Genomic DNA, 23,750 nt, shown 5'->3' with positions numbered 1-23,750 from the left:
TGATTGAAATTTTTAAGGCACTATGGAATGACCACTCATTACTTTGAACATCCACTCAATGAGAAAACGCGCATCTATCTTCGTGTAGAGGCGTTGCTCAATCAACTCAAAGTTTCAGGTCAATTCAGTGACGATCTTCAACATCTTCAGTTTTTCCGCTCCCTATTTGATCTGTTAGAGATCTTTGAACAGATCCAACTTAAAAGCGAACTCGCCAAAGACATAGAAAAGCAGCGCCTCACTTATCGCAGTTGGCTTAATGTGGAAGGCGTAAACCAAGAGATGTTGCAAAACGTCTTGGGTGAAGTCGACGCGGTACACGGCAACTTAATGGCCGCAGAGCGCTTTGGTCAAACGTTAAAAGAGGATCGATTTTTAAGTGCCATACGTCAGCGCTTCAATTTACCCGGTGGTGCTTGTTGCTTCGATCTGCCTTCTCTTCATCACTGGCTACACTTGCCAGTCGAAACAAAGATCAAAGACTCTCAGCATTGGCTAGAAGCTCTGCAACCCTTGTCCGATGCCCTTGATCTATGGTTAAAGCTAACCAGAGAAACTGGTCACTTTAAATCAAGAGTAGCCAACAATGGCTTCTATCAAAGCGATGCAGAAGATGCCAATATCCTCAGGTTAAACATTCCAATGCACTATGGGGTTTATCCGATGATTTCTGGACATAAAAATCGTTTTGCCATCAAATTTATTGAGTTTGACTCTGGCCAAGCTTGTACACAAACCATCGAGTTTGATCTCGCGGTTTGTTGCTAGCCGTTTCCCCCAAACTCACTACACTTTTATTACTTCTTCAATTTAGGTATTTCTCATGTCGAAGCCAATCACCAAAGTTAGCTGCCCTCAATGCGGTAGCGAAGTTGAATGGACAGAGCAAAGTCCATTTAGGCCTTTTTGCAGCAAGCAGTGTCAGATGATTGACTTTGGGGAGTGGGCCGATGAAGAAAACACGATTCCCGGAGCTCCGGATATGTCTGATAGCGATGGTTGGTCTGAAGACCAATACTAATAACAGCAATCATTTATCACTACAGGGCTGATGGCAAACATCGGCCTTTTTTGTATCTGGTGTAGAACTTGCTCAATCTAAAATTGTTTGAAGACCGTTTTTCCTGAGGGGGAAACAGAGCTGACTGAAAAGTAGTGGAGATAAAAAAACGGGGTCCTGTTGGACCCCGTTTAATGAGAACGCTAGTTATAGCATTACTTTTTAGCAAGTTTCTCTTTAATACGAGCTGACTTACCAGAACGCTCACGTAGGTAGTACAGTTTGGCACGACGTACTGCACCGCGGCGTTTAACTTCGATGCTATCAACTACTGGAGAGTGTGTTTGGAACGTACGCTCTACACCTTCACCGTTCGAGATCTTACGTACAGTGAATGCAGAGTGAAGACCACGGTTACGAACTGCGATTACAACGCCTTCGTAAGCCTGTAGACGCTCACGGTTACCTTCTTTTACTTTAACCTGAACAACAACTGTGTCACCAGGGCCAAAGTTAGGTAGGTCTTGTTTCATTTGCTCTTGCTCAAGAGCTTTGATGATATTACTCATTTCTAAAATTCCTAGAATAAACTGATACTAAATTAAATAGGTTACTGCGCTCGATATTCTTTGATGAATTCGGCTAGTAATTGTTCCTGTTCGTCAGTCAGAGCTAGGTTTTCCAGGAGCTCTGGTCTTCTTATCCAGGTGCGGCCTAACGACTGCTTTAGTCGCCAGCGACGAATGTCCTTATGGTTTCCGGATTTCAGTACCGCTGGTACTTCTTCTCCATCTAACACTTCTGGACGCGTGTAGTGAGGACAATCTAACAAACCATTGGCAAAAGAGTCTTCTTCTGCCGAAGCAAAATCACCCAATACTCCCGGAATAAACCGAGACACTGAGTCAATTAGCGTCATGGCTGGGATTTCTCCACCCGTCATCACAAAGTCCCCGATTGACCATTCTTCGTCAACCTCAGACTGAATGATGCGCTCATCTACCCCTTCATAGCGGCCACAAATAAGAAGCAAGTTCTCATTGGTCGCCAACTCTTCTACTCCTTTTTGGTCGAGCTTTCGACCTTGAGGAGAAAGGTAAATCACTTTCGTCTTACCCGGTGAGGCTTGTTTGGCTGAATGAATGGCATCGCGCAAAGGCTGAACCATCATTAACATGCCGGGACCACCACCGTAAGGCCTATCATCGACGGTGCGATGTTTGTCATGGGTGAAATCACGGGGGTTCCATGTTTCAACCGACAAAAGACCTTTTTTAACCGCTTGACCTGTTACTCCATAATCAGTAACGCTGCGGAACATTTCAGGAAAAAGGCTAATTACGCCAACCCACATTGTTCAATCGCTCCGTTAGCTGGAGTTAGAATCCAGGATCCCAGTCAACTTCGATCCGTTGAGCATCGCGATCAACATTAATGATCACTTGCTCTTCAAGGAACGGGATTAATCGTTCCTTCTGCCCAAAAGCGTCTTTTAGATTTGCTTTCACTACCAAAACATCGTTTGAACCAGTTTCCAGCATGTCGGTAACGACACCCAGATCGTAACCTTTAGTGGTTACTACCTTCATTCCAAACAATTCACGCCAGTAGAATTCATCTGCTGACAGCTCTGGTAATACCGCAGGGTCAATAGCGATTTCAAAGTTAGTCATTAAATGCGCGTCTTCGCGAACATCTAATCCTTCCAGCTTTACCACCATACCTTTGTTATGGCGCTTCCAGCTTTCTACTTTGTACTCGACCCACGAGCCTTTTTGGTTAACAAACCAAGGGCTGTAATCAAATAAGCTTTCGGCATTGTCTGTGTAGGAAAAAACTTTGAGCCAGCCTCGAATGCCGTAAGTAGCACCAAACTTGCCTACAACAATCTTTTCGCTGTCCAACGTTTCTTTACCTTTCATCGACATAAGCTAATTACTACTTCTTAAAAAGAATTAAGCCGCTTTTTGAGCGTCTTTAACTAGCTTAGCTACGCGGTCAGATACAGTCGCGCCTTGACCAACCCAGTGGTTAACGCGATCTAGGTCTAGACGTAGACCTTCTTCTTGACCTTTAGCAGTAGGATTGAAGAAACCTACTTTTTCGATGAAACGGCCAGTTGCAGCTTTACGGCTATCCGCAACTACGATTTGATAAAATGGACGCTTCTTAGCGCCGTGACGTGCCAAACGAATGGTTACCATGTCGTCCTCTTTGCTTTTCAAAAATAAAATTAACCCCATAAACCATTTACTATGAAATAGTTCTGGGGTCTCGTGCCAAAATAAAGCTCCGGAATTTTACTCTTATTCCGAGCTATTGCAAGGGTTTTAGCTATTTTTTCACCACTAAAACCCCTCTCCTTTTTCTGTGAAGTAGTTAACAAGTTCAAAAAACACTGTTAGCTCAACCAGAAAGAGAAAAAGGAAGCGCAAGCGCTCCCTTTACAACCTCATTTACCGCGGTAGGAAGTTATCGGCCAAACGGATTAAAACCGCCACCGCCCATTCCTCCCATGCCGCCCATCATGCCTTGCATATTGCGCATCATGCCTTTCATCCCACCCTTTTGCATCTTCTTCATCATTTTCTGCATTTGAGTGAACTGCTTGAGCAAGCGGTTGACGTCTTGTACCTGAGTACCTGAACCTGCTGCTATGCGCTTCTTACGAGAACCTTTGATAATTTCAGGACGCTGACGCTCTTTCATCGTCATTGAGTTGATGATGGCTTCCATCTGCTTAAACATCTTGTCATCGACTTTGTCTTTCACATTGTCCGGAAGATTAGACATGCCCGGTAGCTTGTCCATCATCCCCATCATACCGCCCATATTCTGCATTTGACCAAGCTGTTCTCTGAAGTCTTCAAGGTCGAAGCCTTTCTTCTCTTTGAACTTTTTCGCTAACTTTTCCGCTTTGTCTTGATCGACGTTGCGCTGTAAGTCTTCGATAAGAGACAGTACATCGCCCATACCAAGAATTCGCGACGCAACACGGTCTGGGTGGAATGGTTCTAGCGCGTCGGTCTTTTCACCAACACCAAGGAATTTGATTGGTTTGCCGGTAATGTGGCGTACAGAAAGCGCAGCACCACCACGTGCATCACCGTCCACCTTAGTTAGGATAACACCCGTCAGCGGTAGTGCATCACCAAAGGCTTTTGCAGTATTTGCGGCATCTTGACCTGTCATCGCATCAACAACAAACAGAGTTTCTACTGGGTTAATCGCACTGTGCAGATCTTGGATTTCTCCCATCATCTGCTCGTCAATCGCTAGACGACCTGCCGTATCCACGACTAGTACGTCGTAGAACTTCTTCTTGGCATGATCTATCGCTGCATTGGCTATATCGATAGGTTTTTGATCCGCCGATGAAGGGAAGAAATCCACACCTATATCACTGGCTAGAGTCTCTAGCTGTTTGATCGCCGCTGGGCGATATACGTCAGCAGACACCACCAGCACTTTTTTCTTATCGCGCTCTTTTAACAGCTTTGACAGTTTACCGACACTGGTCGTTTTACCCGCACCTTGCAAACCTGCCATCAAGATCACTGCCGGTGGTTGAGCCGCCAAGTTCAGCGCCTCATTTGACTCACCCATAACCGCTTCAAGTTCGGTCTGAACAATCTTGATAAATTCCTGACCTGGGGTCAGTGACTTAGATACTTCAACACCAACCGCGCTTTCTTTAACGCGTTTGATAAAATCTCGAACAACTGGCAGCGCTACGTCGGCTTCCAGTAAAGCCATACGCACTTCTCGCAGCGTCTCTTTGATATTCTCTTCGGTCAGACGACCTTTCCCGCTTATATTCTTTAGCGTGCGGGATAAACGATCCGTTAAATTTTCAAACATCTTGTACTCTTCGCTAAAATTCGGCGACAAATTAGGGTGAGTATACCTTAGCCACACTCAATCTGTTAATTTTCATTTCTCCTCGATAGCAAAAGTGCCTGTCTAAACACTTTGTTATGTAGAAAGAGAAGTAAAAAGAGTGGCTATGAGCTCTCATAATCGGTCAGAGATCCATTGTGATCTGACTTGGGTATAGCCCAAGCGATTGATGCAAGGTATAATTTGCCCACTATTTCTCCTGCTTTCAGAAAAAAATGGATAACTTAATCGCGGTTGCAGCAGCGCTTCTTTACTTTCTAGCGATAGCAACCATAGTCCCGGGGCTAGTTCAGCAAACGGGTATCAAAGCCAAAACCGTGTTTGTGAGTGCTCTTTTAGCACTTGTTTTTCATGCGTGGCTGCTAAGCGATTTGATCCTGAAAGTATCAGGTCAGAATATGAGTATTCTAAACGTTGCCTCTTTGATTAGCTTTATCATCGCTTTAGTCATGAGTCTGGCGATGCTAAAAACGCGAATTTGGTTCTTACTACCCGTCATCTATAGCTTTTCGGCAATAAACCTTTCTGCTGCGACGTTTCTACCGACTACTTTTATTACCCATTTAGAGAATGACCCTAAACTTTTGGTTCATATTTCTCTCGCGCTGTTTTCTTACTCAACGCTTTCTATTGGTGCTTTGTATGCGCTACAGCTTGCTTGGCTCGACCTCAAGTTAAAAGCGAAGAAAGCTTTGGTGATTAATCCAAACCTTCCTCCTCTTATGATGGTTGAACGTCAGCTGTTTAAGATTATCCTCATCGGGAATACGCTGCTAACAGGTACGCTTTTAACTGGCTTTATCTTTGTGCAAGACATGTTTGTCCAAGGTAAGGCTCACAAGGCGATACTCTCATTTGTCGCGTGGATCATTTACTCCGTTCTACTTTGGGGTCACTACCAAAAAGGATGGCGCGGACGCAAAGTGACTTACTTCGCCGTTGCAGGTGCAACACTTCTCACACTGGCATACTTCGGTAGTCGCTTGGTGCAAGAAATTATTCTCACCTAACAAAACTCAGCATAAACCATAATGATTCTACGGGGTTTCATTGACTTCCCTCGCTAGTTAGGTCATAAATTAACCAGAACTCAATAAGGAAAAGATAAGCTTTGGACGACATATCAACGGGTATCTTATTTGCGCTACTCGCGTGTCTCATTGTCATTTCAGGATACTTCTCCGGATCGGAAACCGGAATGATGGCGCTCAACCGCTATCGTCTTAAACACCTAGCGAATACTGGTCATAAAGGGGCAAAGCGCGTTGAAAACCTGCTTTCTCGCCCTGATCGCCTTATTGGGTTGATCCTTATCGGTAACAATTTGGTCAATATACTAGCCTCGGCTATTGCCACTATTTTAGGTATGCGCCTATACGGTGACCTAGGTGTTGCTATTGCAACAGGTGCGCTGACCATGGTTATTCTGGTCTTTGCAGAAGTGACTCCTAAAACTCTGGCAGCCCTCTACCCTGAACGCGTTTCCTACGCAAGTAGTGTGGTACTTACAGTATTAATGAAGGTGCTGTCACCTCTGGTTGTTTTTGTTAACTTTATTACCAACGGCTTTATTCGTATTCTGGGGATCAAAGCGGGGCACGGGGATGAAGATCACCTTAGCTCAGATGAGCTTAGAACCGTGGTTAATGAAGCTGGCGGGCTTATTCCACGTCGCCACCAAGATATGTTGATCTCTATTCTCGATCTCGAACACGTCACGGTAAACGATATTATGGTACCAAGAAATGAGATCACTGGTATCGATATCAATGACGATTGGAAGTCCATTTCTCGACAGCTAACTCACTCTCCGCATGGCCGTATCGTCCTTTATCGGGACCAAATCGATGAAGTTGTCGGCATGCTTCGCCTACGCGAATCCTATCGTCTGATGTTGGAGAAGAACGAGTTCACCAAGGAAACTCTTTTGCGAGCTGCTGACGAAGTTTACTTTATTCCGGAAGGCACTCCTCTTAACGTTCAACTGCTTAAATTCCAACGCAATAAAGAACGAATTGGCCTTATTGTTGACGAGTACGGCGATATTATTGGTCTAATTACATTAGAAGATATTCTCGAAGAGATCGTTGGTGAGTTTACAACTTCTATTGCACCGAGTTTGTCGGAAGAAATTTCTCCACAAAACGATGGCAGCTTCTTGATAGAAGCAGCGCCAACATTCGCGACATCAACAAAGGCCTGAAATGGAGTCTGCCAACAGACGGCCCAAGAACGTTGAATGGTCTAATTCTAGAGCACTTGGAAGACATTCCTGAAAGTCACTTAAGTGTTCAAGTTGAGGGGCACCCAATGGAGATAGTCGAGTTGGAAGAGAACAGAATTAAACTGGTTCGAGTATTTCCGCCAGTAAAAGCGAGCTAATCTGAATGTATTCAGACACAAAAAACCTTGGCAATGCCAAGGTTTTTTTTCTTTTCAGTGGATTATGCTTCGTCTTCTACACTAAACAAGTTTTCCATATTCAAACCTTGTTTAACTAGAATTTCGCGCAGACGACGTAGACCTTCCACTTGAATCTGGCGAACGCGTTCACGAGTCAAGTTAATCTCACGCCCAACTTCTTCTAGAGTTGAAGGTTCATAACCCAGTAAACCAAAACGTCGAGCTAAGACTTCTTTCTGTTTTGGGTTTAACTCATCTAACCAATGGATCAGTGAAGATTTAATATCTTCATCTTGAGTCGATACTTCAGGATCTGAGTTGTTGATGTCCGGAATGATATCAAGCAGTGCTTTCTCACCATCACCACCAATAGGTGTATCTACAGAGCTAATACGCTCATTGAGGCGGAGCATTTTGCTTACATCTTCGACCGGCTTGTCCAACTGAAGTGCGATCTCTTCTGCTGTTGGTTCATGATCGAGTTTTTGTGAAAGTTCACGGGCAGTACGCAGATAAATATTGAGTTCTTTCACTACGTGAATTGGCAAGCGAATCGTTCGTGTTTGGTTCATCAAAGCACGTTCAATCGTTTGTCGAATCCACCACGTAGCGTAGGTAGAAAAGCGGAATCCGCGTTCTGGGTCGAATTTCTCTACCGCGCGAATCAATCCTAGGTTGCCTTCTTCGATGAGATCTAAAAGCGCAAGACCGCGATTGCTGTAACGGCGAGAGATTTTTACTACCAGACGAAGGTTACTTTCAATCATGCGTTTACGAGCGGCTTCGTCCCCACGAAGAGCACGTCGAGCATAAAGAACTTCTTCTTCTGCAGTAAGAAGTGGTGAAAAACCAATTTCTCCTAGATAGAGTTGAGTGGCATCTAAGCTTTTAGTTGACGCGTCAAAATCGTCGCGCTCTGTAGAAGCTTCGTTAGTTGTTGAAGTGTTAAGCCCAGATCCATTCTGAAAACCTTCCATGTTTCCGGCTTCGAACTCTTCGACTTTAGTTGCTGTATTGCTGATACTCATAGCGCCTCCCCCTGGCGAGCTAGCAAGACATTACTACTTGTTTAATGTCGCTGTTTTACTCATTGCAAGTAAATTTACGGTAAGTAGCGTTTTGGATTAACCGACTTACCCTGATAGCGAATTTCAAAGTGCAAACGAACACTATTCGTTCCAGAACTGCCCATTGTTGCGATTTTTTGGCCTGCTTTTACACTTTGTCCTTCGTGTACTAGCAACCTATCGTTATGCGCATAAGCACTGAGATAATTGTCGTTGTGTTTTATTATGACAAGATTACCGTAACCGCGCAGTGCATTACCCGAATAAACAACGGTGCCACCTGCTGTAGAGACGACGGGCTGACCTCGCTTTCCTGCGATGTCTATCCCTTTATTCCCTTGGTCCCCAGCAGAAAAGTTTTTAATGACTCTCCCTTTCGTTGGCCATAACCATTTCGAAACTTTATTGTTATTTTTACTGGTCGATTTGTTAATATTTTGTTTACCAGTAGAACCAACATACTCCTTTGATTTCGATTGATCAACCTTTGATTTAGGATCTTTTTTGACCGTTTTTTGGCTGTTTTTTACACCACTCTGACTAAGTCTTTGATCTGAGCTTTTACTCGGAACGGAAGCGGCTGCCACAACTGGAGCAGCAGCAACTTTACCCGACCCTGTTCCGGCATAGGCTGGGGGGTTGTATGCCGGCTGCCAAAGTTTCAGTTTTTGGCCTGGGTATATGGTGTATGGGGGAGTGAGGTTATTGAAACGAATAATCTCGTTTACATCTTTATCTGTGAGATACGATATAAAATAGAGAGTATCGCCTGTATTAACTTGGTAAAAACTTCCTCGATAACTGCCACGAGAAACCTGACTATAATCTTTATTCAGTCCTGTTACGGGTGCAGGAAAAGGCGCAGCGCATCCTACTAATACACTGGCAAACACCCCCACTAGGACTAAATAAAGACTTCGATTCATACTAGGCAAGATCACCTGAGATCAAGGGTACAAATCTTACCGATTCAATCGGTTCCGATTCATACCCACTAGATGTGCGAGTTATCTTGAACAGATGTTGATCTTCGACTCCGACGGGAATAACCATTTTACCCCCTTCGGACAGCTGACTGATCAAGGCTTCAGGTATAGATTCTGCGGCGGCGGTAACAATAATAGCGTCAAAAGGACCTTTGGAAGCCCAGCCTTGCCAACCATCACCGTGTTTCGTTGATACGTTGTAAATATCTAACTGCTTTAGTCGCCTTTTTGCATCCCATTGCAATGATTTGATCCTTTCCACTGAGTAGACGTGATTAACTAGTTGAGCCAGTACCGCGGTTTGATATCCCGACCCTGTACCTATCTCTAGGACTTTGCTGTTATAGCTAAGTTCCAGAATCTCCGTCATTTTTGCCACAATGTAAGGCTGAGATATCGTCTGCCCCTGACCAATTGGCAGAGCATTATTATCGTAGGCTTGATGCTGCATTGCCTGAGAAACAAAGGACTCCCTTGGCAATCGATGGATCGCATCTAATACCTTAGGATCTTTAATCCCACTGGTGACAAGAAATTGTTTCAATTTGTCAGCATGTGGATTGAACATGGATTACTTATCCTTTAACCAATTATCTATACTTTGTAGCGATTCATGTGCGGTGAGATCCACTTGTAAAGGTGTTATAGATACATAGCCTTGCTCTACCGCGTAGAAGTCCGTCCCCGGCCCAGCATCTTGCTGCTTACCCGGAGGGCCAAGCCAATAAATATCATGTCCTCTTGGATCTTTCTGCTTAATCATCTCTTCGGCGTGATGTCGAGCACCTAAACGGGTAACTTGAGTGCCTTTGAGATCATCCATTGCCACATCAGGCACATTCACATTTAGCAATCTGTTTGTTGGAATCGGTTTTTCTTGATGCTGCTGAATGAGCTCAATCGCGATTTGCGCTGCGGTCTCAAAGTGTTCATGACCCACAAGAGAAAACGCGACCGACTGCACGCCAAGGAAGTGTCCTTCCATTGCCGCCGCTACCGTTCCTGAATACAGCACATCATCGCCCAAATTGGCTCCGTGGTTGATGCCGGTAATAACCAAATCTGGCAAATCATCTTTAGTAGTTCATTTAGAGCAAAATGAACACAGTCCGTTGGCGTTCCTTGAACGGAATAAATCTTAGCTTCTAGCTCGTCAACTCGAAGTGGTTGCTCCAAGGTCAAAGAGTTAGAAGCACCAGAGCGGTTTCGATCTGGTGCGACAATGATCACTTCGGCTTTTTGTGAAAGGTATTTTGCAAAGTGCGAATGCCTTTGGCATTCACACCATCATCATTACTGATGAGTATTTTCATGTTATCCATAACTCCGCTCAGCTTCGGTCGCTACAACCAGTTCTCTCACAATTGAAGTCGCATAATGTCCAGCTGGCAACCAAAATGTCATCGTCACCATCTGCTCTGCAATTTCCCAATCGAACTGTTGTGGAACAAGAGCGATCGGACGCCTCTCGTGACGCATTCGGTTTCCTCGAATCAATGCCATAAGATCCGGTTCTGCGTCTAGGAAAGGCTGCTCTAACTCTAACGCTTTCCCCGTAACAGGTAGCGCGTTATCTCCCGCTAACGCCGCCGTAATTTGTACCAGCCCCTCGTTCAGTTTTTCGTTCCACTGCTCTGGGCTCTCAACTGGGTGAGTCTTTCCACTTTCGAGTGCGATATCCCCTTCGACAAACTGTTGGTAGAAATCGGACTCAATGCGAGAAGAAACGATCTGGTTGAATATCCATGATCGAGCCGTCGAAAGATACATGCTGCGCTTTTTTTGATTGCGAGTACGCACGTTTTCTCTACCCCAGCGTCGCGCTTCATCAAGGTTGTTTCCTTGATGTCCAAATCTCTGCTGACCAAAGTAGTTGGGCACGCCAAATTGCTTTATTGATTCAAATCTTGGTACGAGAGCGCTAGCATCACTCACTTGTGTCAGCACCAGCTTGAAAAAGTTACCCGACAAATCGCCCGGTCTTAGTTTTTTGTTATGACGCTGAGTCTTTACTATTTCAATGCTTGGATACTGCTTTAGAAACTCGGTAAAGTCTGGAGTCTGATTTCCTGGTAAGTGAACGCTGAGCCACTGTTCAGTCACCGCGTGACGATCTTTTAAACCCGCCCAGCTTACCGCTTGAGATTTAACACCACATGCTTTGGCTAACTCATTGGCGACAAAGCTAGTGTTTTCACCGGTCTTGCGTATCAGCACCATTAAGTGCTCACCTTCACCTGAAAATTCGAAACCGAGATCTTCGGTCACCTGAAAATGATCGGGTTGCGCTTTTAACAGTGCGGTCTCTGTTGGCTTGCCATTTAAATAGGCAAAGTCCGCTAAAATATCTGACATAGTAATTCCAACAACTAGGCCTGTTTCATTAATAATACGACGGCTTCTGTAGCAATACCTTCTTTTCGTCCGGTAAAACCCAATCTCTCTGACGTGGTTGCCTTAACATTGATATTGCCAATATCAGTTTCGAGATCTTCTGCAATCGCCGCTCGCATATCATCGATGTATGGACGCATTTTTGGTGCTTGAGCAATAATGGTGACATCCGCATTGCCAAGCAGATAGCCCTCTTTTTTCACTTGGCGATACACTTCTTTGAGAAGCTCTCGACTATCGGCCCCCTTCCACTTGTCATCGGTATCGGGGAAGTGTTTACCAATATCTCCGGCCGCAATGGCTCCTAATAAAGCATCCGTTAGTGCATGTAGTGCAACATCGCCATCAGAGTGAGCAATCAGACCTTGCTCATACGGGACAGCAACACCACCAATTATGACTGGTCCTTCTCCGCCAAATTTGTGGACATCAAAACCGTGACCGATTCTTATCATGCTGTTTCCTTTTCTCTCTTCAGGTAGAACTCGGCTAATGCTAAGTCTTCCGGTTGGGTAATTTTTATATTGCTTGCTTCACCATTTACGATGGCAGGATGCATTCCTTTCCATTCAAACGCCGAAGCTTCGTCTGTAATACTAATACCGCTGAATAACGCTTCTTCCAGCAAACGTTTTAATTGATTCACCTTGAACATTTGCGGAGTGAGCGCATGCCACAAGTTGGAACGTTCGACCGTATGATCAATGTGATCATCTTTAGTTGAGCGTTTCATGGTGTCTCTAACAGGGCTTGCTAGAATGGCACCGACCTCATGTCCCGTGGCCGTTTCAATCAACTCGTTAATGCTTTCCAACTTTACACATGGACGAGCAGCGTCGTGAACCAGTACCCATTCAAAGTCTTGTTTTTCTGATAAATAATTTAATGCCGACAGCACGGAGTCCGCTCTTTCAAGACCGCCAGCCACTCGAATGACGTCTGGGTGATTGGCCAGTGATAGTGTTGGGAAAAAAGGGTCACCTTCAGAGACCGCAACAATCACTTTTTTTATTTCAGGGTGACTGAGCAACTTATCGACCGTGTGCTCTAATACGGTTTTGTTATCAATTGATAAATATTGCTTAGGGCGATCCGCTTGCATACGGCTGCCGACTCCAGCAGCTGGTACAACAGCAACTAAAGAGTGTGTTTGGCTCATTGATTCTCTTCCTCACCGATCAAACGGTAAAATGTTTCACCTTGTTTGATCATGCCTAACTCATGGCGGGCTCTTTCTTCTACTGCGTCTAATCCTTGTCTAAGGTCGTCTATCTCTGCAAACATTTTGTCGTTTCTGTGCTTAAGACTAGCGTTAACTTGGTGCTGAACTTCGTTCTCAGCCGATATGGACTGATAGTCCTGTACACCGTTTTTTCCAAACCACAAGGTAAACAGAAGCCAGCCAAATAACACCAGTAAAGCTAAAGAAAAAATTCGCATAACCCGTATCAGTAGGAGAGAAAATTGAAAGAAGACATATATACCATATTCACGTCTTATGCCCAAGTAAGCGGCTCTTGTGAATACAAAACACCGAGCCAGAAGCTCGGTGTTTAATCTATTTTTTATGAGAAGCTCAAGAAGGCTATCAATCCAAAGCCCAGCAGTAATCGATAAATGACAAATGGCGTCATTCCCATGCGCGAGATTAGCTTAAGGAATAAGTGTATACACAAATAAGCGGCGAAAAAGGAGGTGACAATACCTGTTAGCAAGAAGCCAATATGAACTGGTTCACCACTAGTCACTAGCTTTAGTCCCAAATATCCACCAGCTAACATAATAATTGGAATAGACATCAGAAATGAAAAACGCGCTGCGGCTTCTCTGGTAAATCCCAAATGTAGCGCGGCGGTAATCGTCGCTCCCGAACGCGATGTTCCCGGTATCATAGCCAAAGCCTGAGCAACACCGATAAACAGCGATTTCTTCCACGTTGCTTGATACTCATCGTGAATCAAACTGGCATTTTTATCGACATACCAAAGCAGTAAACCAAATAAAATCGTGGTTGCCGCAATAACCCAAGCGCTGCGGAGATATAGCTCGATAATATCCTTCATCAATAGGCCAAAGATACAAGCTGGGATAGTCGCCAGTACTATCATCCACGCCAATCGCGATTCTTTGCTTCTTTCTCCTTTAAAAATTGAAGCGAAAAAAGCGTTTAACAGCGAAACCACCTCTTTTCTAAAGTAAATCACGACAGCGGCTAAGGTGCCTACATGGACGGCGACATCAAAGGCCAGTCCTTGATCTTCCCACCCCAATACAGCGGATGGCAAAATTAAATGTGCGGAGCTCGAAATTGGCAAAAATTCGGTCAAACCTTGAATTAATGCCAGAAGGAATGCTTCGATATAACTCATTATTTACTCGTATCATCAATAGTCGAACCAAAGCCCGACAGGACTGAGGGTTTCGAGGTTGTTTACTTGTTGATGTATCTCAGCGACCGTGCGCTCATCATTTGGAATCACCCTCTCTGCACACAACTCTAATAAAGGCTGAATCACAAAGGCGTATTGGTAAATGTCACTTCTCGGTATCTGAGGTTTATCTGTATTGACCTCATCACCGAAGAGGATAATGTCCAAATCTAAGGTTCTAGGAGCAAACTTTTTCGCATTTTGCTCCCTACCCCAATCAAGTTCTATTTTACGAAGTGTCTTGGCAAGTTCTGTCAAATTTAGGTTTGTTTTCATCTCAATAACGAGATTAAAAAAGGGTTTGCTATCAAAACCAACTGCTTCGCATTCATAGATGGTCGACAAACGTATATCAGAGCCTATTTTTTTCAGCTCCTGTACTGCAACCTCTATGTGTTTATGACGTTCAATATTGGAACCGACTCCAATATAAACAAGGGTCATATTGAACCTCGTTCAATAACCACACCTACGCTTTGGGCTTGGGGAACAGCTCCGGGCTTGGCTAGGCGAATCTTAACCCAAGGCACTGAAAATTGTTGTTGGATAATTTCTGCGATCTCTTCTGCTACTCGTTCCACCAATAAAAATCGACCGTTTTCGATATGGTTTAATACCGCAGAACTCACCCGCGAATAATCGAGCGCATCCTTCACATCATCGCTTTTTCCCGCGGGTTTATTATCGTGTGCCATTTCAATATCTAGCACCAATTTTTGCTTAATTTCTTGCTCCCAGTCGTACACGCCAATCGTGGTGATTACTTCTAGCTGCTCGATAAATACTTTGTCCATCGTGTTCTCTTCTTATAGAGGTCGGATACCCAACCAGACTGTAAAGCCTTAAAATCATCTTTTAAATGCGCGTTTCGTTCCCTGACTCATGCTAGTTTGGAAACAGCAATCGCGATATGATACCAATTACTTGCTGATCAGGCATCTGTTTCCAACGAGTTGAGCAACTATGACACCTCTAGCACTCTCCACTATTATTTTCGCCTACCTTTTGGGGTCGGTATCTAGTGCTGTGCTTATCTGCCGCTTACTAAAACTGCCAGATCCAAGGGAAACCGGATCCCATAACCCCGGAGCGACAAACGTTCTTCGCATCGGCGGTCGAAAGGCGGCTCTATCGGTGCTCTTGTGTGACATGTTAAAAGGAACCATACCCGTTTGGGGCGGCTACTTCTTGGGTATTGATGCCATCATTCTTGGTATCGTGGCCATTGCCGCTTGTCTTGGACATATGTACCCGCTGTTTTTCCACTTCCAAGGCGGAAAAGGCGTCGCTACCGCTCTGGGTGCGATCGCACCGATCGGTTTAGATCTTACCGCCATGATAGTGATCACTTGGTTGGTCATTGCCTTTATCTTTCGTTATTCATCACTGGCTGCGTTAGTTTCAGTATTACTCGCTCCGTTATACACTTACCTGATCAAACCTCAGTACACTTTGCCCGTCGCTATGTTGTGTTGTTTGATCATTTTTCGCCATCACCAAAACATTCGCCGCCTTGTCGGGGGAGAAGAGCCCAAGATCGGTGAAAAACGCATATAACCATACTGCATAAGTTTCTCATTCAACCCATTAGATCACTTTGAATACCAAGCTTTCACCCTAGTTTCTGGTTAGGCCTAACCTCCCCTTTCGTAAATGACAAAATAATCATTTTATCGCAATGATTAGTCGGGTTATTTCAATTCCGTCTACCAACCTTACTTGTAAAGCGACTAGTGACTCCTACATTGAAAGAGTCTTGCGACAAACCTCCCTCACCGGAGGTTTGCGAATGTTTCATCGACATAAGGAGGTCTTATGAAACTTTCAACTCTCTCTATTGCAATCAGCACTCTGTGCCTGACCGCAAGCTATGTAGAAGCCAAGCCGCCTAAACCTGCCCTAGCTGAAATAGAACCCGTAAGCTGCGATGTCGACTCTGAAGAGTTTGTTAGCACGGTAGATGTTGAGTGGCTATGGGTTTGGGATACGGAAGATGAATTTGCCGATCTGCCTTTCACTAAATTTGGTGGGGATGCCGACGTAACGGTATTGGTAGATGTGACTGACGACCAAGAACTGCCCATTATCGAATTGGACGATTACCCACTTGAGTTGTCATTTAGCGTCAGTATGGCCAACGAAGAAGAGGACCAAACCAACGAACTCACCTATGAATGTGGCACACCAAGTTATGATGGAATATCACTCAGTGCAACCTGTACTGGCTCTTTGGAGATTGTCGATATTGATGTGATTGCATCAGATGCTGCCTTTGAAATGTTTGAACTCGATGAAGGTAATGAAGTCACCGTTGACGGTGTTGTACTCAATGGCGTAAAAATTAAAGCCATGGATCCATCGGTTGGTGCAAAGAAAATGAAACGTCAAAAATATCCGCTCGTTTCGCTATGCGAAGGGGATGAAGATTAAGCACTGATACAGATTCAATAAAGGCGGCTCACAATAGCCGCCTATACCTATAATACGTTGACCAACAGCGACTCTATTGGTAAAGACCAGACAAAAATTCGACCAGCATCTTATTCACAAACTCGGGCTGTTCTAAATTAGCGATATGGCCGGCATCTGGTATTTGCACAAGCTGACTGCCCGCAATGGCATCGTGCATCAAAAAAGACTCTAACATTGGACGCGGTTTGTCTTGCTGTCCGGCCGCGATAAGCACGGGTAACGCGAGCTTTTCCACTTCTTCCATCAAGTCGCGGCGTCCGAATACCATTCGTCCGATTCTCGCTACTTCTACAGCTTGCTCACCACTGATAGCCGCCAACTCTTTTGCAAAGCGTTGTACAAACACAGGGTTGGCCTCTATGGTCTTTGGCGCAAAAAATAGCGGTACAACGTTTTCTACAATAGGCATCGGTACCATTTGCGCCGCACTGATAGTTTCTAGCATGGCAAAGTATTTGTTGTGTGCCACTTCTGGTTCTAAACCGACAAAGGTATCCATAAGCACCAGCGATTTTACTCTCTCTGGAGCCATGCATGTGAGCTCAGCCCCCCACATACCGCCCACTGACAAGCCAATGATAGAAAACGTCTCAACCTGCAAATGATCCATCAGTTCCAAGATTGCTTGGGCGTAATTCTTTAAGCTATTTTTCCCTTGTGGCGCGTGACTTGAAGCACCATGAGACCACAACTCAGGAACAATACAGCGATAATGCTGACTTAATACTTCGATTTGGGGTGCCCACATTTGGCTGTCCCATAAAAAGCTATGCCCCAAAACCAATACTGGACCTTGCCCAATATCTTGATAGGCAATGTGATGGCTATCGACCGCAAATTGATTCATTCTGATACCCAATAAATAAAGGACGAGATTGCACACTATATCAATAATAAATCTATTAACAGTGTGAGAAAAGAAGAGTGAGAGGCTACTTTAAATAACAGAGGCCACGGTTGTGGCCTTTGCATCATTTATTGATTCACTGGGTTGAGTTGGTCAATTGGCCATCTGGGTCGAGCCTCGACGGTTAAATCAGCGACTTCACCATTTTTCAAACGCTGCATCCCCGCATAGGCAATCATAGCGCCGTTATCGGTGCAAAATTCCGTGCGAGGATAATAGACCTCACCACCAATTTTGTTCGCCAGCTTTTCTAAATATGCTCTTAATCGACGATTGGCGCTGACCCCGCCTGCAATAACAATACGCTTAAAGCCTGTTTGCTCTAATGCTCGACGACACTTTATCGTCAAGGTGTCACATACGGCTTCTTCAAACGCGTAGGCGATATCTGCACGAGTTTGCTCTTCGTCGTCGTTTGCCGCTATGGTATTTGCCGTGAATGTTTTTAAGCCAGAGAAACTCATGTCCAAGCCTGGACGATCCGTCATAGGGCGTGGGAACTTAAAACGACCCGGCGTACCTTTTTCCGCCAACTTAGAAAGAAGCGGACCACCGGGGTAATCCAATCCCATCAACTTAGCAGTTTTATCAAACGCTTCACCAGCTGCGTCATCAATAGATTCACCCAGAATTTTGTATTCTCCGATCCCACGAACTTCTACCATCATAGAGTGACCGCCCGATACCAATACTGCGACAAACGGAAATGGAGGCGGCGTATCTTCTAACATTGGTGCTAAAAGGTGCCCTTCCATATGGTGCACTGGAATCGCCGGTACGCCCCACGCATACGCTACGCTTCGACCAATTGTTGCACCGACCAAAAGCGCTCCAACTAAACCAGGGCCTGCCGTATAGGCTATGCATCAATATCTGCAGGCGTTAAGTTGCGTCCGCCAGTGCGGCTTTAATTAGTGGGATTGTCTTTTTTACATGATCGCGAGATGCTAGTTCAGGAACAACTCCCCCGTAATCAGCGTGCAGCTTTACCTGACTGTATAGCTGATGGGAAAGCAATCCTTTCTCATCGTCATAAATCGCTATACCTGTCTCATCACATGAAGTTTCAATACCAATAATGCGCATCTTGTTTCCGCTGTTTACGTTCAACTTATATAGTAGTAATAACTATACAAAGTCTAATTGAATAAAATTTGGCGCAATCTTACCTCGCCTTGTCTTTGCAAACAAATTTTGTCGGTCATACTGAACCTCTAGCGACTCTCAATATCCGCTAACATTGTGAAAGAACAGGTTGTTAAAACTTTACTTGGTGAGATAGTCCGAAAAACACTTTACAAAGCACTTGTGATCGGATTAAAATTCCGCACCATTTTTGATCAAGCTGGTTAAGTACCGAGCATTAACGCTTGGAACAAGATTTACCAGCATTAACGAATTAACCCCTGAGGTGAAAGGCATATGCCAGTAGTTAAAGTACGTGAAAACGAACCGTTCGACGTAGCTCTACGTCGTTTCAAGCGCTCTTGCGAAAAAGCAGGTATCCTTTCTGAAGTGCGTCGTCGTGAGCACTACGAGAAACCAACTACCGTTCGCAAACGCGCTAAAGCAGCAGCTCAAAAGCGTCACGCTAAGAAGCTTGCTCGCGAAAACGCTCGTCGCGTTCGCCTGTACTAATAGCTAGATCCAAAAAGGATTATAGTTATGGCTCTTATTGAACAACTCAAAAAAGAGCAAATTGTAGCGATGAAAGCCAAGGACAAAGTACGCCTTGGCACTATTCGTTTAGCCCTTTCAGCCGTTAAACAACGTGAAGTTGACGAACAGATAACTCTGAGCGACGACGACATTCTTGCCGTGCTGACTAAATTGGTTAAACAGCGTCGCGACTCTGTAGCTCAATATGAATCAGCAAATCGTCAAGACTTAGCTGATGTGGAAAAAGCTGAAATCGCTGTACTTGAGGACTTTATGCCTCAACCGCTTAGCGAAGACGAAATTGCCGCTCTTGTCGAGAGTGCAATTACTGAGTCTGGCGCAGCGGGCATGCAAGACATGGGTAAAGTGATGGGTGTGCTGAAACCACAAATTCAAGGGCGCGCAGACATGGGTAAAGTGAGTGGTTTAGTTCGCGCTAAACTGGCTTAAATTACTCAACCTGATTGCAGCAAGCCGTGCTATTCTTCGGAACGCACGGCTTGTTTGTATCTAAATTTTGTTCCATCTTTCTTTGTTAGGTTTTATGGCAGGACATATCCCACGTAGCTTTATTGATGATCTCCTAGCTCGACTCGACATTGTCGACATTATTGATGCACGTGTAAAACTTAAGAAAAAAGGCAAGAACTACTCCGCTTGTTGTCCATTCCACAACGAAAAAACTCCTTCATTCAGTGTTAGCCAAGAAAAACAGTTTTATCACTGTTTTGGATGTGGCGTTCACGGTAATGCTATCGACTTTTTGATGGAGTACGAAAGGCTCGATTTTGTTGAAGCGATAGAAGAACTGGCCTCTTCTTTAGGGCTAGAAGTCCCGCGAGAAGAACGAAGAGGTGGAGGTTTTTCTTCCTCCCGCCCTGCCGCCAACAGCGAGCAAAAGCGCACGCTTTACGATTTGATGGGCAGTATTTCCCAATTCTATCGCAATCAGCTTAAGCAGCCTGCGGGAAAAACTGCAATCAGCTATTTAAAAGATCGCGGCCTATCTGGAGAAATCGTCCAGAAATTTGGCATCGGTTATGTTCCGGACGAGTGGGACTCCGTTCGAAAAAACTTTGGGCAAAGTCAGCAGAATCAAGAAATGTTGATCTCTGGTGGCATGCTTGTCGAAAACGACAATGGCAATCGCTACGACCGATTCCGTGGGCGAGTTATGTTCCCTATTCACGATCGCAGAGGTCGTGTGATCGGTTTTGGTGGCCGCGTATTGGGAGATGGTACACCTAAGTACCTCAACTCGCCTGAGACACCCATTTTCCACAAAGGTAAAGAGCTATACGGCCTTTACGAAGTTCTACAAGCCTATCGAGAACCACCACAAGTATTGGTCGTAGAAGGCTACATGGATGTGGTTGCCCTTGCGCAATATGGGGTCGACTACTCGGTGGCTTCGCTCGGTACCTCTACCACGGGCGACCACTTGCACGTGCTATTTCGACAAACCAGTAATGTGGTTTGCTGTTACGACGGCGACCGCGCAGGACGAGAAGCCGCATGGAGAGCAATGGAAAACGCTCTCCCCTATCTTACAGATGGTCGTCAGCTCAAATTCATGTTTTTACCCGACGGCGAAGATCCAGACTCTTATATTCGTCAACACGGCAAGGAAGCATTTGAGCAAGAAGTACAAAATGCAATGCCCTTGTCTGAGTTTATGTTCCGTTCATTGATGGAACAGGTTGACATCAGCTCAAAAGAAGGGATGACCAAGCTAGCAACACTGGCTGTTCCACTGATCGATAAAGTGCCAGGTGGAACACTTAGAGTCTATCTTAGAGACATTTTGGGTAAGCGACTCGGCTTGATGGAAGACAGCCAGTTAGAAGCTTTAGTGCGAAAAGAAAACAAAAGCGAGAATCGCCCTCAGCCTCATAAAGAGATAAAGCGCACACCAATGCGCGAGGTTATCGCTTTGCTAATTCAAAATCCCAGCTATGCTCAAATGGTACCGGATCTTTCTAGTGTGAGAGAGTTAACAATTCCGGGGCTAAGTTTGTTACTAGCGGTGCTTGATTATTGCCAACACAACCCCAATATAAACACGGGTCAGTTATTAGAGAACTGGCGTGGCGACAGTAATGAAGCCTTTTAGCTCGTCTTGCGGGGTGGGAAATCCCTCTTGATGACGATAATGAAGAAGAACTTTTTATAGACTCATTGGACAAAATACTTGCCCAGTGCGTTGAAAAACAAATTGATAGCCTGCAGGCCAAAGAGAGAAGCGTCGGTTTATCAACCGAAGAGAAAAGGGAGCTGCTAGCCTTGATGTTAGATTTAAAAGCGTAACCCTGTTTGAATAGTCAGCAATCAATTAATTTGTTAACATGTATGGTTTGCGACTCGCATACTAATTCCTTCACCAGATACTAAGTTGGATACCGTCTTATGGATCAAAATCCGCAGTCACAGCTAAAACTCCTTGTTATTAAAGGCAAAGAGCAGGGCTATCTGACCTACGCAGAAGTAAACGACCACCTGCCGGCAGAAATCGTCGACTCAGAGCAGGTTGAAGATATTATTCAGATGATCAATGACATGGGTATCCGTGTTGTTGAAACAGCACCCGATGCAGATGATCTTGCTCTGAATGATGACGATACCATTACGGACGAAGATGCAGCAGAAGCTGCGGCAGCAGCGCTTTCCAGTGTAGAAAACGAAATAGGCCGTACTACCGACCCAGTTCGCATGTACATGCGTGAAATGGGTACTGTAGAGCTACTTACCCGTGAGGGTGAAATCGATATCGCTAAGCGAATCGAAGACGGCATCAATCAAGTTCAAAATGCAGTTGCTGAATACCCGGGCACAATCCCGTACATCCTTGAGCAATTTGATAAAGTTCAAGCTGAAGAGCTGCGTTTGACTGATTTAATCACCGGTTTTGTCGACCCTGATGCAGATGAAACAGCGGCGCCAACCGCCACTCACATCGGTTCTGAGCTTGCAGAGTCTGATCTTGAAGATGAAGACGCTGAAGATGCAGAAGAGAAGAGTGAAGACAGTGACGATGACGACGATGAAGAAGATGTAGGTATCGATCCTGAACTCGCTTTAGAGAAGTTCACAGCGCTGCGCAACACCTTCCAAAACTTCCAGTTGGCAGTTAACGAGCACGGTTCAGAAAGCACAAAAGCCGACGCTGCTCACGCGAATGTTATCGAAGTATTCAAAGAGTTCCGTCTTACTCCAAAGCAGTTCGACTACCTAGTAGATGAAATGCGTACCTCAATGGAGCGCGTACGTACTCAAGAACGCCTAATCATGCGTTCTACCGTTGAATACGGCAAAATGCCTAAGAAATCTTTTATCACGCTATTTACAGGCAACGAGTCAAGTGAAGCTTGGTTAGATGAAGTTATGGCTTCTGACAAACCATACGTGGAAAAGATTAAGCGTTACGAAGACGATATTCGTCGTTCTATCATCAAGCTAAATAGCATTGAAGAAGAAACTTCGCTAACGGTACAAAATATCAAAGATATCAGCCGTCGCATGTCTATCGGTGAAGCAAAAGCACGCCGAGCTAAGAAAGAGATGGTTGAAGCGAACTTGCGTCTGGTTATTTCTATCGCGAAGAAATACACCAACCGTGGCCTACAATTCCTAGATTTGATTCAGGAAGGTAACATCGGTCTGATGAAAGCGGTAGACAAGTTCGAATACCGCCGTGGTTATAAGTTCTCGACTTATGCGACATGGTGGATCCGTCAGGCAATCACACGTTCAATTGCAGACCAAGCGCGTACTATCCGTATTCCAGTACACATGATCGAAACCATCAACAAGCTGAACCGTATCTCTCGTCAGATGCTTCAGGAGATGGGTCGCGAGCCGTTACCGGAAGAGTTGGCAGAGCGTATGCAAATGCCAGAAGATAAGATCCGCAAGGTACTAAAAATCGCTAAAGAGCCAATCTCAATGGAGACGCCAATCGGCGACGACGAAGATTCGCATCTAGGTGACTTTATCGAGGATACCACTCTTGAGCTACCGCTAGACTCAGCGACGTCTACTAGCCTTAAGGGTGCAACTCGAGACGTACTTGCAGGTCTAACACCGCGTGAAGCAAAAGTACTGCGCATGCGTTTTGGTATCGATATGAACACTGACCACACTCTAGAAGAAGTGGGCAAACAGTTCGACGTAACTCGTGAACGTATTCGTCAGATCGAAGCAAAAGCACTTCGCAAGCTTCGTCACCCTAGCCGCTCAGAAACACTGCGCAGCTTCCTAGACGAGTAAACATGGTTCAATAGTCTAAAAGGTGAGCACAAGCTCACCTTTTTTATTGCTCAATGATTTAAGTGGATAAAAACTAAGCGCAAATACCCCATTTAGTGGCTAGACAGCCTTAGGCCTTCCCCTATAATCGTTCACCTAACTTGGCCCCTTAGCTCAGTGGTTAGAGCAGTCGACTCATAATCGATTGGTCCGCAGTTCAAGTCTGCGAGGGGCCACCACATTTAGAAAAGCCCGTGGAGAAATCCACGGGCTTTTTGTTTGTTCTCT

Annotated in this window: 26 protein-coding genes, 1 tRNA gene and 3 pseudogenes; 12 read left to right on the top strand and 18 right to left on the bottom strand. The window is 45.0% G+C overall.

Annotation, left to right across the window (positions count from 1 at the left end; genetic code table 11):
* The first annotated feature begins 27 nt into the window (after positions 1-27).
* A complete protein-coding gene (zapD, locus tag BLO31_RS00220) occupies positions 28-768 on the top strand; it encodes a cell division protein ZapD (RefSeq protein WP_070962258.1) in 741 nt (246 codons plus the stop codon).
* A gap of 55 nt (positions 769-823) precedes the next feature.
* Positions 824-1,021: a DNA gyrase inhibitor YacG gene (gene yacG, locus BLO31_RS00215; RefSeq protein WP_070962256.1), complete on the top strand. Its 198-nt coding sequence runs from the start codon at positions 824-826 to the stop codon at positions 1,019-1,021.
* A 194-nt stretch (positions 1,022-1,215) separates the two neighbouring features.
* Here yacG and rplS read toward each other — a convergent pair whose 3' ends face one another.
* From rplS to ffh, 5 genes are all read right to left on the bottom strand, one after another.
* Positions 1,216-1,569 carry a 50S ribosomal protein L19 gene (rplS, locus tag BLO31_RS00210; RefSeq protein ID WP_070962254.1) on the bottom strand — a complete coding sequence of 118 codons (354 nt, stop codon included), beginning with the start codon at positions 1,567-1,569 and terminating at the stop codon, positions 1,216-1,218.
* A 41-nt stretch (positions 1,570-1,610) separates the two neighbouring features.
* Positions 1,611-2,354 carry a tRNA (guanosine(37)-N1)-methyltransferase TrmD gene (gene trmD / locus BLO31_RS00205; RefSeq protein ID WP_070962253.1) on the bottom strand — a complete coding sequence of 248 codons (744 nt, stop codon included), beginning with the start codon at positions 2,352-2,354 and terminating at the stop codon, positions 1,611-1,613.
* 25 nt (positions 2,355-2,379) lie between these two features.
* The gene (gene rimM, locus BLO31_RS00200; RefSeq protein WP_070962251.1) at positions 2,380-2,928 is read right to left on the bottom strand and encodes a ribosome maturation factor RimM; all 549 of its coding nucleotides are present in this window, start codon (positions 2,926-2,928) and stop codon (positions 2,380-2,382) included.
* Positions 2,929-2,955: 27 nt separating this feature from the next.
* Positions 2,956-3,204 carry a 30S ribosomal protein S16 gene (gene rpsP / locus BLO31_RS00195; RefSeq protein WP_070962249.1) on the bottom strand — a complete coding sequence of 83 codons (249 nt, stop codon included), beginning with the start codon at positions 3,202-3,204 and terminating at the stop codon, positions 2,956-2,958.
* Positions 3,205-3,472: 268 nt separating this feature from the next.
* A complete protein-coding gene (gene ffh, locus BLO31_RS00190; protein ID WP_070962247.1) occupies positions 3,473-4,861 on the bottom strand; it encodes a signal recognition particle protein in 1,389 nt (462 codons plus the stop codon).
* Between the two features lie 254 nt (positions 4,862-5,115).
* Between ffh and BLO31_RS00185 the strand changes: the two genes are divergently transcribed.
* Positions 5,116-5,910, top strand: coding sequence for a cytochrome C assembly family protein (locus BLO31_RS00185; RefSeq protein WP_070962244.1), 795 nt, complete (start codon positions 5,116-5,118; stop codon positions 5,908-5,910).
* Positions 5,911-6,011: 101 nt separating this feature from the next.
* Positions 6,012-7,282, top strand: a pseudogene (locus BLO31_RS00180) (HlyC/CorC family transporter).
* 62 nt (positions 7,283-7,344) lie between these two features.
* On the opposite strand, the gene rpoS reads toward BLO31_RS00180, so the two are convergent.
* From rpoS to folB, 11 genes and pseudogenes are all read right to left on the bottom strand, one after another.
* Positions 7,345-8,331: an RNA polymerase sigma factor RpoS gene (rpoS, locus tag BLO31_RS00175; protein WP_070962242.1), complete on the bottom strand. Its 987-nt coding sequence runs from the start codon at positions 8,329-8,331 to the stop codon at positions 7,345-7,347.
* 74 nt (positions 8,332-8,405) lie between these two features.
* Positions 8,406-9,296 carry a peptidoglycan DD-metalloendopeptidase family protein gene (locus BLO31_RS00170; RefSeq protein ID WP_070962241.1) on the bottom strand — a complete coding sequence of 297 codons (891 nt, stop codon included), beginning with the start codon at positions 9,294-9,296 and terminating at the stop codon, positions 8,406-8,408.
* A gap of 1 nt (position 9,297) precedes the next feature.
* On the bottom strand, positions 9,298-9,924 hold the full coding sequence (locus BLO31_RS00165; protein ID WP_070962240.1) for a protein-L-isoaspartate(D-aspartate) O-methyltransferase: 627 nt from the start codon (positions 9,922-9,924) through the stop codon (positions 9,298-9,300).
* Between the two features lie 3 nt (positions 9,925-9,927).
* Positions 9,928-10,669 (bottom strand): annotated as a pseudogene (gene surE, locus BLO31_RS00160) (5'/3'-nucleotidase SurE).
* A gap of 1 nt (position 10,670) precedes the next feature.
* A complete protein-coding gene (gene truD / locus BLO31_RS00155) occupies positions 10,671-11,711 on the bottom strand; it encodes a tRNA pseudouridine(13) synthase TruD (protein WP_070962238.1) in 1,041 nt (346 codons plus the stop codon).
* Between the two features lie 14 nt (positions 11,712-11,725).
* Positions 11,726-12,205: a 2-C-methyl-D-erythritol 2,4-cyclodiphosphate synthase gene (gene ispF / locus BLO31_RS00150; protein WP_070962236.1), complete on the bottom strand. Its 480-nt coding sequence runs from the start codon at positions 12,203-12,205 to the stop codon at positions 11,726-11,728.
* Positions 12,202-12,909, bottom strand: a complete 708-nt coding sequence (gene ispD / locus BLO31_RS00145; RefSeq protein WP_070962235.1) for a 2-C-methyl-D-erythritol 4-phosphate cytidylyltransferase — start codon at positions 12,907-12,909, stop codon at positions 12,202-12,204. Before ispD ends, ispF begins: the two co-directional genes overlap by 4 nt.
* Positions 12,906-13,190: a cell division protein FtsB gene (gene ftsB / locus BLO31_RS00140; protein ID WP_070962233.1), complete on the bottom strand. Its 285-nt coding sequence runs from the start codon at positions 13,188-13,190 to the stop codon at positions 12,906-12,908. Before ftsB ends, ispD begins: the two co-directional genes overlap by 4 nt.
* Before the next feature lie 125 nt (positions 13,191-13,315).
* A complete protein-coding gene (locus BLO31_RS00135; RefSeq protein ID WP_070962231.1) occupies positions 13,316-14,119 on the bottom strand; it encodes an undecaprenyl-diphosphate phosphatase in 804 nt (267 codons plus the stop codon).
* A 15-nt stretch (positions 14,120-14,134) separates the two neighbouring features.
* Complete coding sequence (folK, locus tag BLO31_RS00130) at positions 14,135-14,623, bottom strand: 2-amino-4-hydroxy-6-hydroxymethyldihydropteridine diphosphokinase (RefSeq protein WP_070962229.1); 489 nt, start codon at positions 14,621-14,623, stop codon at positions 14,135-14,137.
* Positions 14,620-14,973, bottom strand: coding sequence for a dihydroneopterin aldolase (gene folB, locus BLO31_RS00125; protein WP_070962227.1), 354 nt, complete (start codon positions 14,971-14,973; stop codon positions 14,620-14,622). Before folB ends, folK begins: the two co-directional genes overlap by 4 nt.
* A 169-nt stretch (positions 14,974-15,142) precedes the next feature.
* Here folB and plsY point away from each other — a divergent pair, with 169 nt between their 5' ends.
* The gene (gene plsY, locus BLO31_RS00120) at positions 15,143-15,736 is read left to right on the top strand and encodes a glycerol-3-phosphate 1-O-acyltransferase PlsY (RefSeq protein WP_070962225.1); all 594 of its coding nucleotides are present in this window, start codon (positions 15,143-15,145) and stop codon (positions 15,734-15,736) included.
* Positions 15,737-15,994: 258 nt separating this feature from the next.
* Positions 15,995-16,609, top strand: coding sequence for a hypothetical protein (locus tag BLO31_RS00115; protein ID WP_070962223.1), 615 nt, complete (start codon positions 15,995-15,997; stop codon positions 16,607-16,609).
* A 73-nt stretch (positions 16,610-16,682) separates the two neighbouring features.
* On the opposite strand, the gene BLO31_RS00110 is transcribed toward BLO31_RS00115, so the two are convergent.
* Positions 16,683-17,498, bottom strand: coding sequence for an alpha/beta fold hydrolase (locus BLO31_RS00110; RefSeq protein WP_070962222.1), 816 nt, complete (start codon positions 17,496-17,498; stop codon positions 16,683-16,685).
* 128 nt (positions 17,499-17,626) lie between these two features.
* Positions 17,627-18,644, bottom strand: a pseudogene (tsaD, locus tag BLO31_RS00105) (tRNA (adenosine(37)-N6)-threonylcarbamoyltransferase complex transferase subunit TsaD).
* A gap of 336 nt (positions 18,645-18,980) precedes the next feature.
* Here tsaD and rpsU point away from each other — a divergent pair.
* The 6 genes from rpsU to BLO31_RS00080 all read left to right on the top strand — a co-directional run bounded on the left by rpsU (position 18,981) and on the right by BLO31_RS00080 (position 23,701).
* Entirely contained in the window at positions 18,981-19,196 is a 216-nt protein-coding gene (gene rpsU, locus BLO31_RS00100) for a 30S ribosomal protein S21 (protein ID WP_001145625.1), read from the top strand.
* Between the two features lie 27 nt (positions 19,197-19,223).
* Entirely contained in the window at positions 19,224-19,667 is a 444-nt protein-coding gene (locus tag BLO31_RS00095) for a GatB/YqeY domain-containing protein (RefSeq protein ID WP_070962220.1), read from the top strand.
* A 94-nt stretch (positions 19,668-19,761) separates the two neighbouring features.
* Positions 19,762-21,330, top strand: a complete 1,569-nt coding sequence (gene dnaG / locus BLO31_RS00090) for a DNA primase (protein ID WP_425425248.1) — start codon at positions 19,762-19,764, stop codon at positions 21,328-21,330.
* Positions 21,331-21,350: 20 nt separating this feature from the next.
* Positions 21,351-21,524: a hypothetical protein gene (locus BLO31_RS25070; RefSeq protein WP_425425255.1), complete on the top strand. Its 174-nt coding sequence runs from the start codon at positions 21,351-21,353 to the stop codon at positions 21,522-21,524.
* A 99-nt stretch (positions 21,525-21,623) separates the two neighbouring features.
* The gene (gene rpoD, locus BLO31_RS00085; protein WP_070962218.1) at positions 21,624-23,483 is read left to right on the top strand and encodes an RNA polymerase sigma factor RpoD; all 1,860 of its coding nucleotides are present in this window, start codon (positions 21,624-21,626) and stop codon (positions 23,481-23,483) included.
* A 142-nt stretch (positions 23,484-23,625) separates the two neighbouring features.
* Positions 23,626-23,701, top strand: a tRNA-Ile gene (locus tag BLO31_RS00080).
* The last annotated feature ends 49 nt before the right edge of the window (positions 23,702-23,750 follow it).

It is taken from the genome of Vibrio sonorensis, assembly GCF_001854765.1.
Classification (GTDB): Bacteria; Pseudomonadota; Gammaproteobacteria; order Enterobacterales; family Vibrionaceae; genus Vibrio; species Vibrio sonorensis.
This window is presented reverse-complemented; position numbering and strand designations above follow the sequence as displayed.

Excerpts from the sequence above, each read along its gene's own strand:
- rpoS (WP_070962242.1), bottom strand. The coding sequence starts at position 8,331 with ATGAGTATCAGCAATACAGCAACTAAAGTCGAAGAGTTCGAAGCCGGA.
- rpoD (WP_070962218.1), top strand. The coding sequence starts at position 21,624 with ATGGATCAAAATCCGCAGTCACAGCTAAAACTCCTTGTTATTAAAGGC.
- BLO31_RS00095 (WP_070962220.1), top strand. The coding sequence starts at position 19,224 with ATGGCTCTTATTGAACAACTCAAAAAAGAGCAAATTGTAGCGATGAAA.
- folB (WP_070962227.1), bottom strand. The coding sequence starts at position 14,973 with ATGGACAAAGTATTTATCGAGCAGCTAGAAGTAATCACCACGATTGGC.
- rplS (WP_070962254.1), bottom strand. The coding sequence starts at position 1,569 with ATGAGTAATATCATCAAAGCTCTTGAGCAAGAGCAAATGAAACAAGAC.
- ispF (WP_070962236.1), bottom strand. The coding sequence starts at position 12,205 with ATGATAAGAATCGGTCACGGTTTTGATGTCCACAAATTTGGCGGAGAA.
- folK (WP_070962229.1), bottom strand. The coding sequence starts at position 14,623 with ATGACCCTTGTTTATATTGGAGTCGGTTCCAATATTGAACGTCATAAA.
- BLO31_RS00170 (WP_070962241.1), bottom strand. The coding sequence starts at position 9,296 with ATGAATCGAAGTCTTTATTTAGTCCTAGTGGGGGTGTTTGCCAGTGTA.
- ftsB (WP_070962233.1), bottom strand. The coding sequence starts at position 13,190 with ATGCGAATTTTTTCTTTAGCTTTACTGGTGTTATTTGGCTGGCTTCTG.
- BLO31_RS00185 (WP_070962244.1), top strand. The coding sequence starts at position 5,116 with ATGGATAACTTAATCGCGGTTGCAGCAGCGCTTCTTTACTTTCTAGCG.
- BLO31_RS00165 (WP_070962240.1), bottom strand. The coding sequence starts at position 9,924 with ATGTTCAATCCACATGCTGACAAATTGAAACAATTTCTTGTCACCAGT.
- yacG (WP_070962256.1), top strand. The coding sequence starts at position 824 with ATGTCGAAGCCAATCACCAAAGTTAGCTGCCCTCAATGCGGTAGCGAA.
- rimM (WP_070962251.1), bottom strand. The coding sequence starts at position 2,928 with ATGTCGATGAAAGGTAAAGAAACGTTGGACAGCGAAAAGATTGTTGTA.
- plsY (WP_070962225.1), top strand. The coding sequence starts at position 15,143 with ATGACACCTCTAGCACTCTCCACTATTATTTTCGCCTACCTTTTGGGG.
- BLO31_RS00110 (WP_070962222.1), bottom strand. The coding sequence starts at position 17,498 with ATGAATCAATTTGCGGTCGATAGCCATCACATTGCCTATCAAGATATT.
- ispD (WP_070962235.1), bottom strand. The coding sequence starts at position 12,909 with ATGAGCCAAACACACTCTTTAGTTGCTGTTGTACCAGCTGCTGGAGTC.
- zapD (WP_070962258.1), top strand. The coding sequence starts at position 28 with ATGACCACTCATTACTTTGAACATCCACTCAATGAGAAAACGCGCATC.
- trmD (WP_070962253.1), bottom strand. The coding sequence starts at position 2,354 with ATGTGGGTTGGCGTAATTAGCCTTTTTCCTGAAATGTTCCGCAGCGTT.
- rpsU (WP_001145625.1), top strand. The coding sequence starts at position 18,981 with ATGCCAGTAGTTAAAGTACGTGAAAACGAACCGTTCGACGTAGCTCTA.
- BLO31_RS00135 (WP_070962231.1), bottom strand. The coding sequence starts at position 14,119 with ATGAGTTATATCGAAGCATTCCTTCTGGCATTAATTCAAGGTTTGACC.
- BLO31_RS00115 (WP_070962223.1), top strand. The coding sequence starts at position 15,995 with ATGAAACTTTCAACTCTCTCTATTGCAATCAGCACTCTGTGCCTGACC.
- rpsP (WP_070962249.1), bottom strand. The coding sequence starts at position 3,204 with ATGGTAACCATTCGTTTGGCACGTCACGGCGCTAAGAAGCGTCCATTT.
- truD (WP_070962238.1), bottom strand. The coding sequence starts at position 11,711 with ATGTCAGATATTTTAGCGGACTTTGCCTATTTAAATGGCAAGCCAACA.
- ffh (WP_070962247.1), bottom strand. The coding sequence starts at position 4,861 with ATGTTTGAAAATTTAACGGATCGTTTATCCCGCACGCTAAAGAATATA.
- dnaG (WP_425425248.1), top strand. The coding sequence starts at position 19,762 with ATGGCAGGACATATCCCACGTAGCTTTATTGATGATCTCCTAGCTCGA.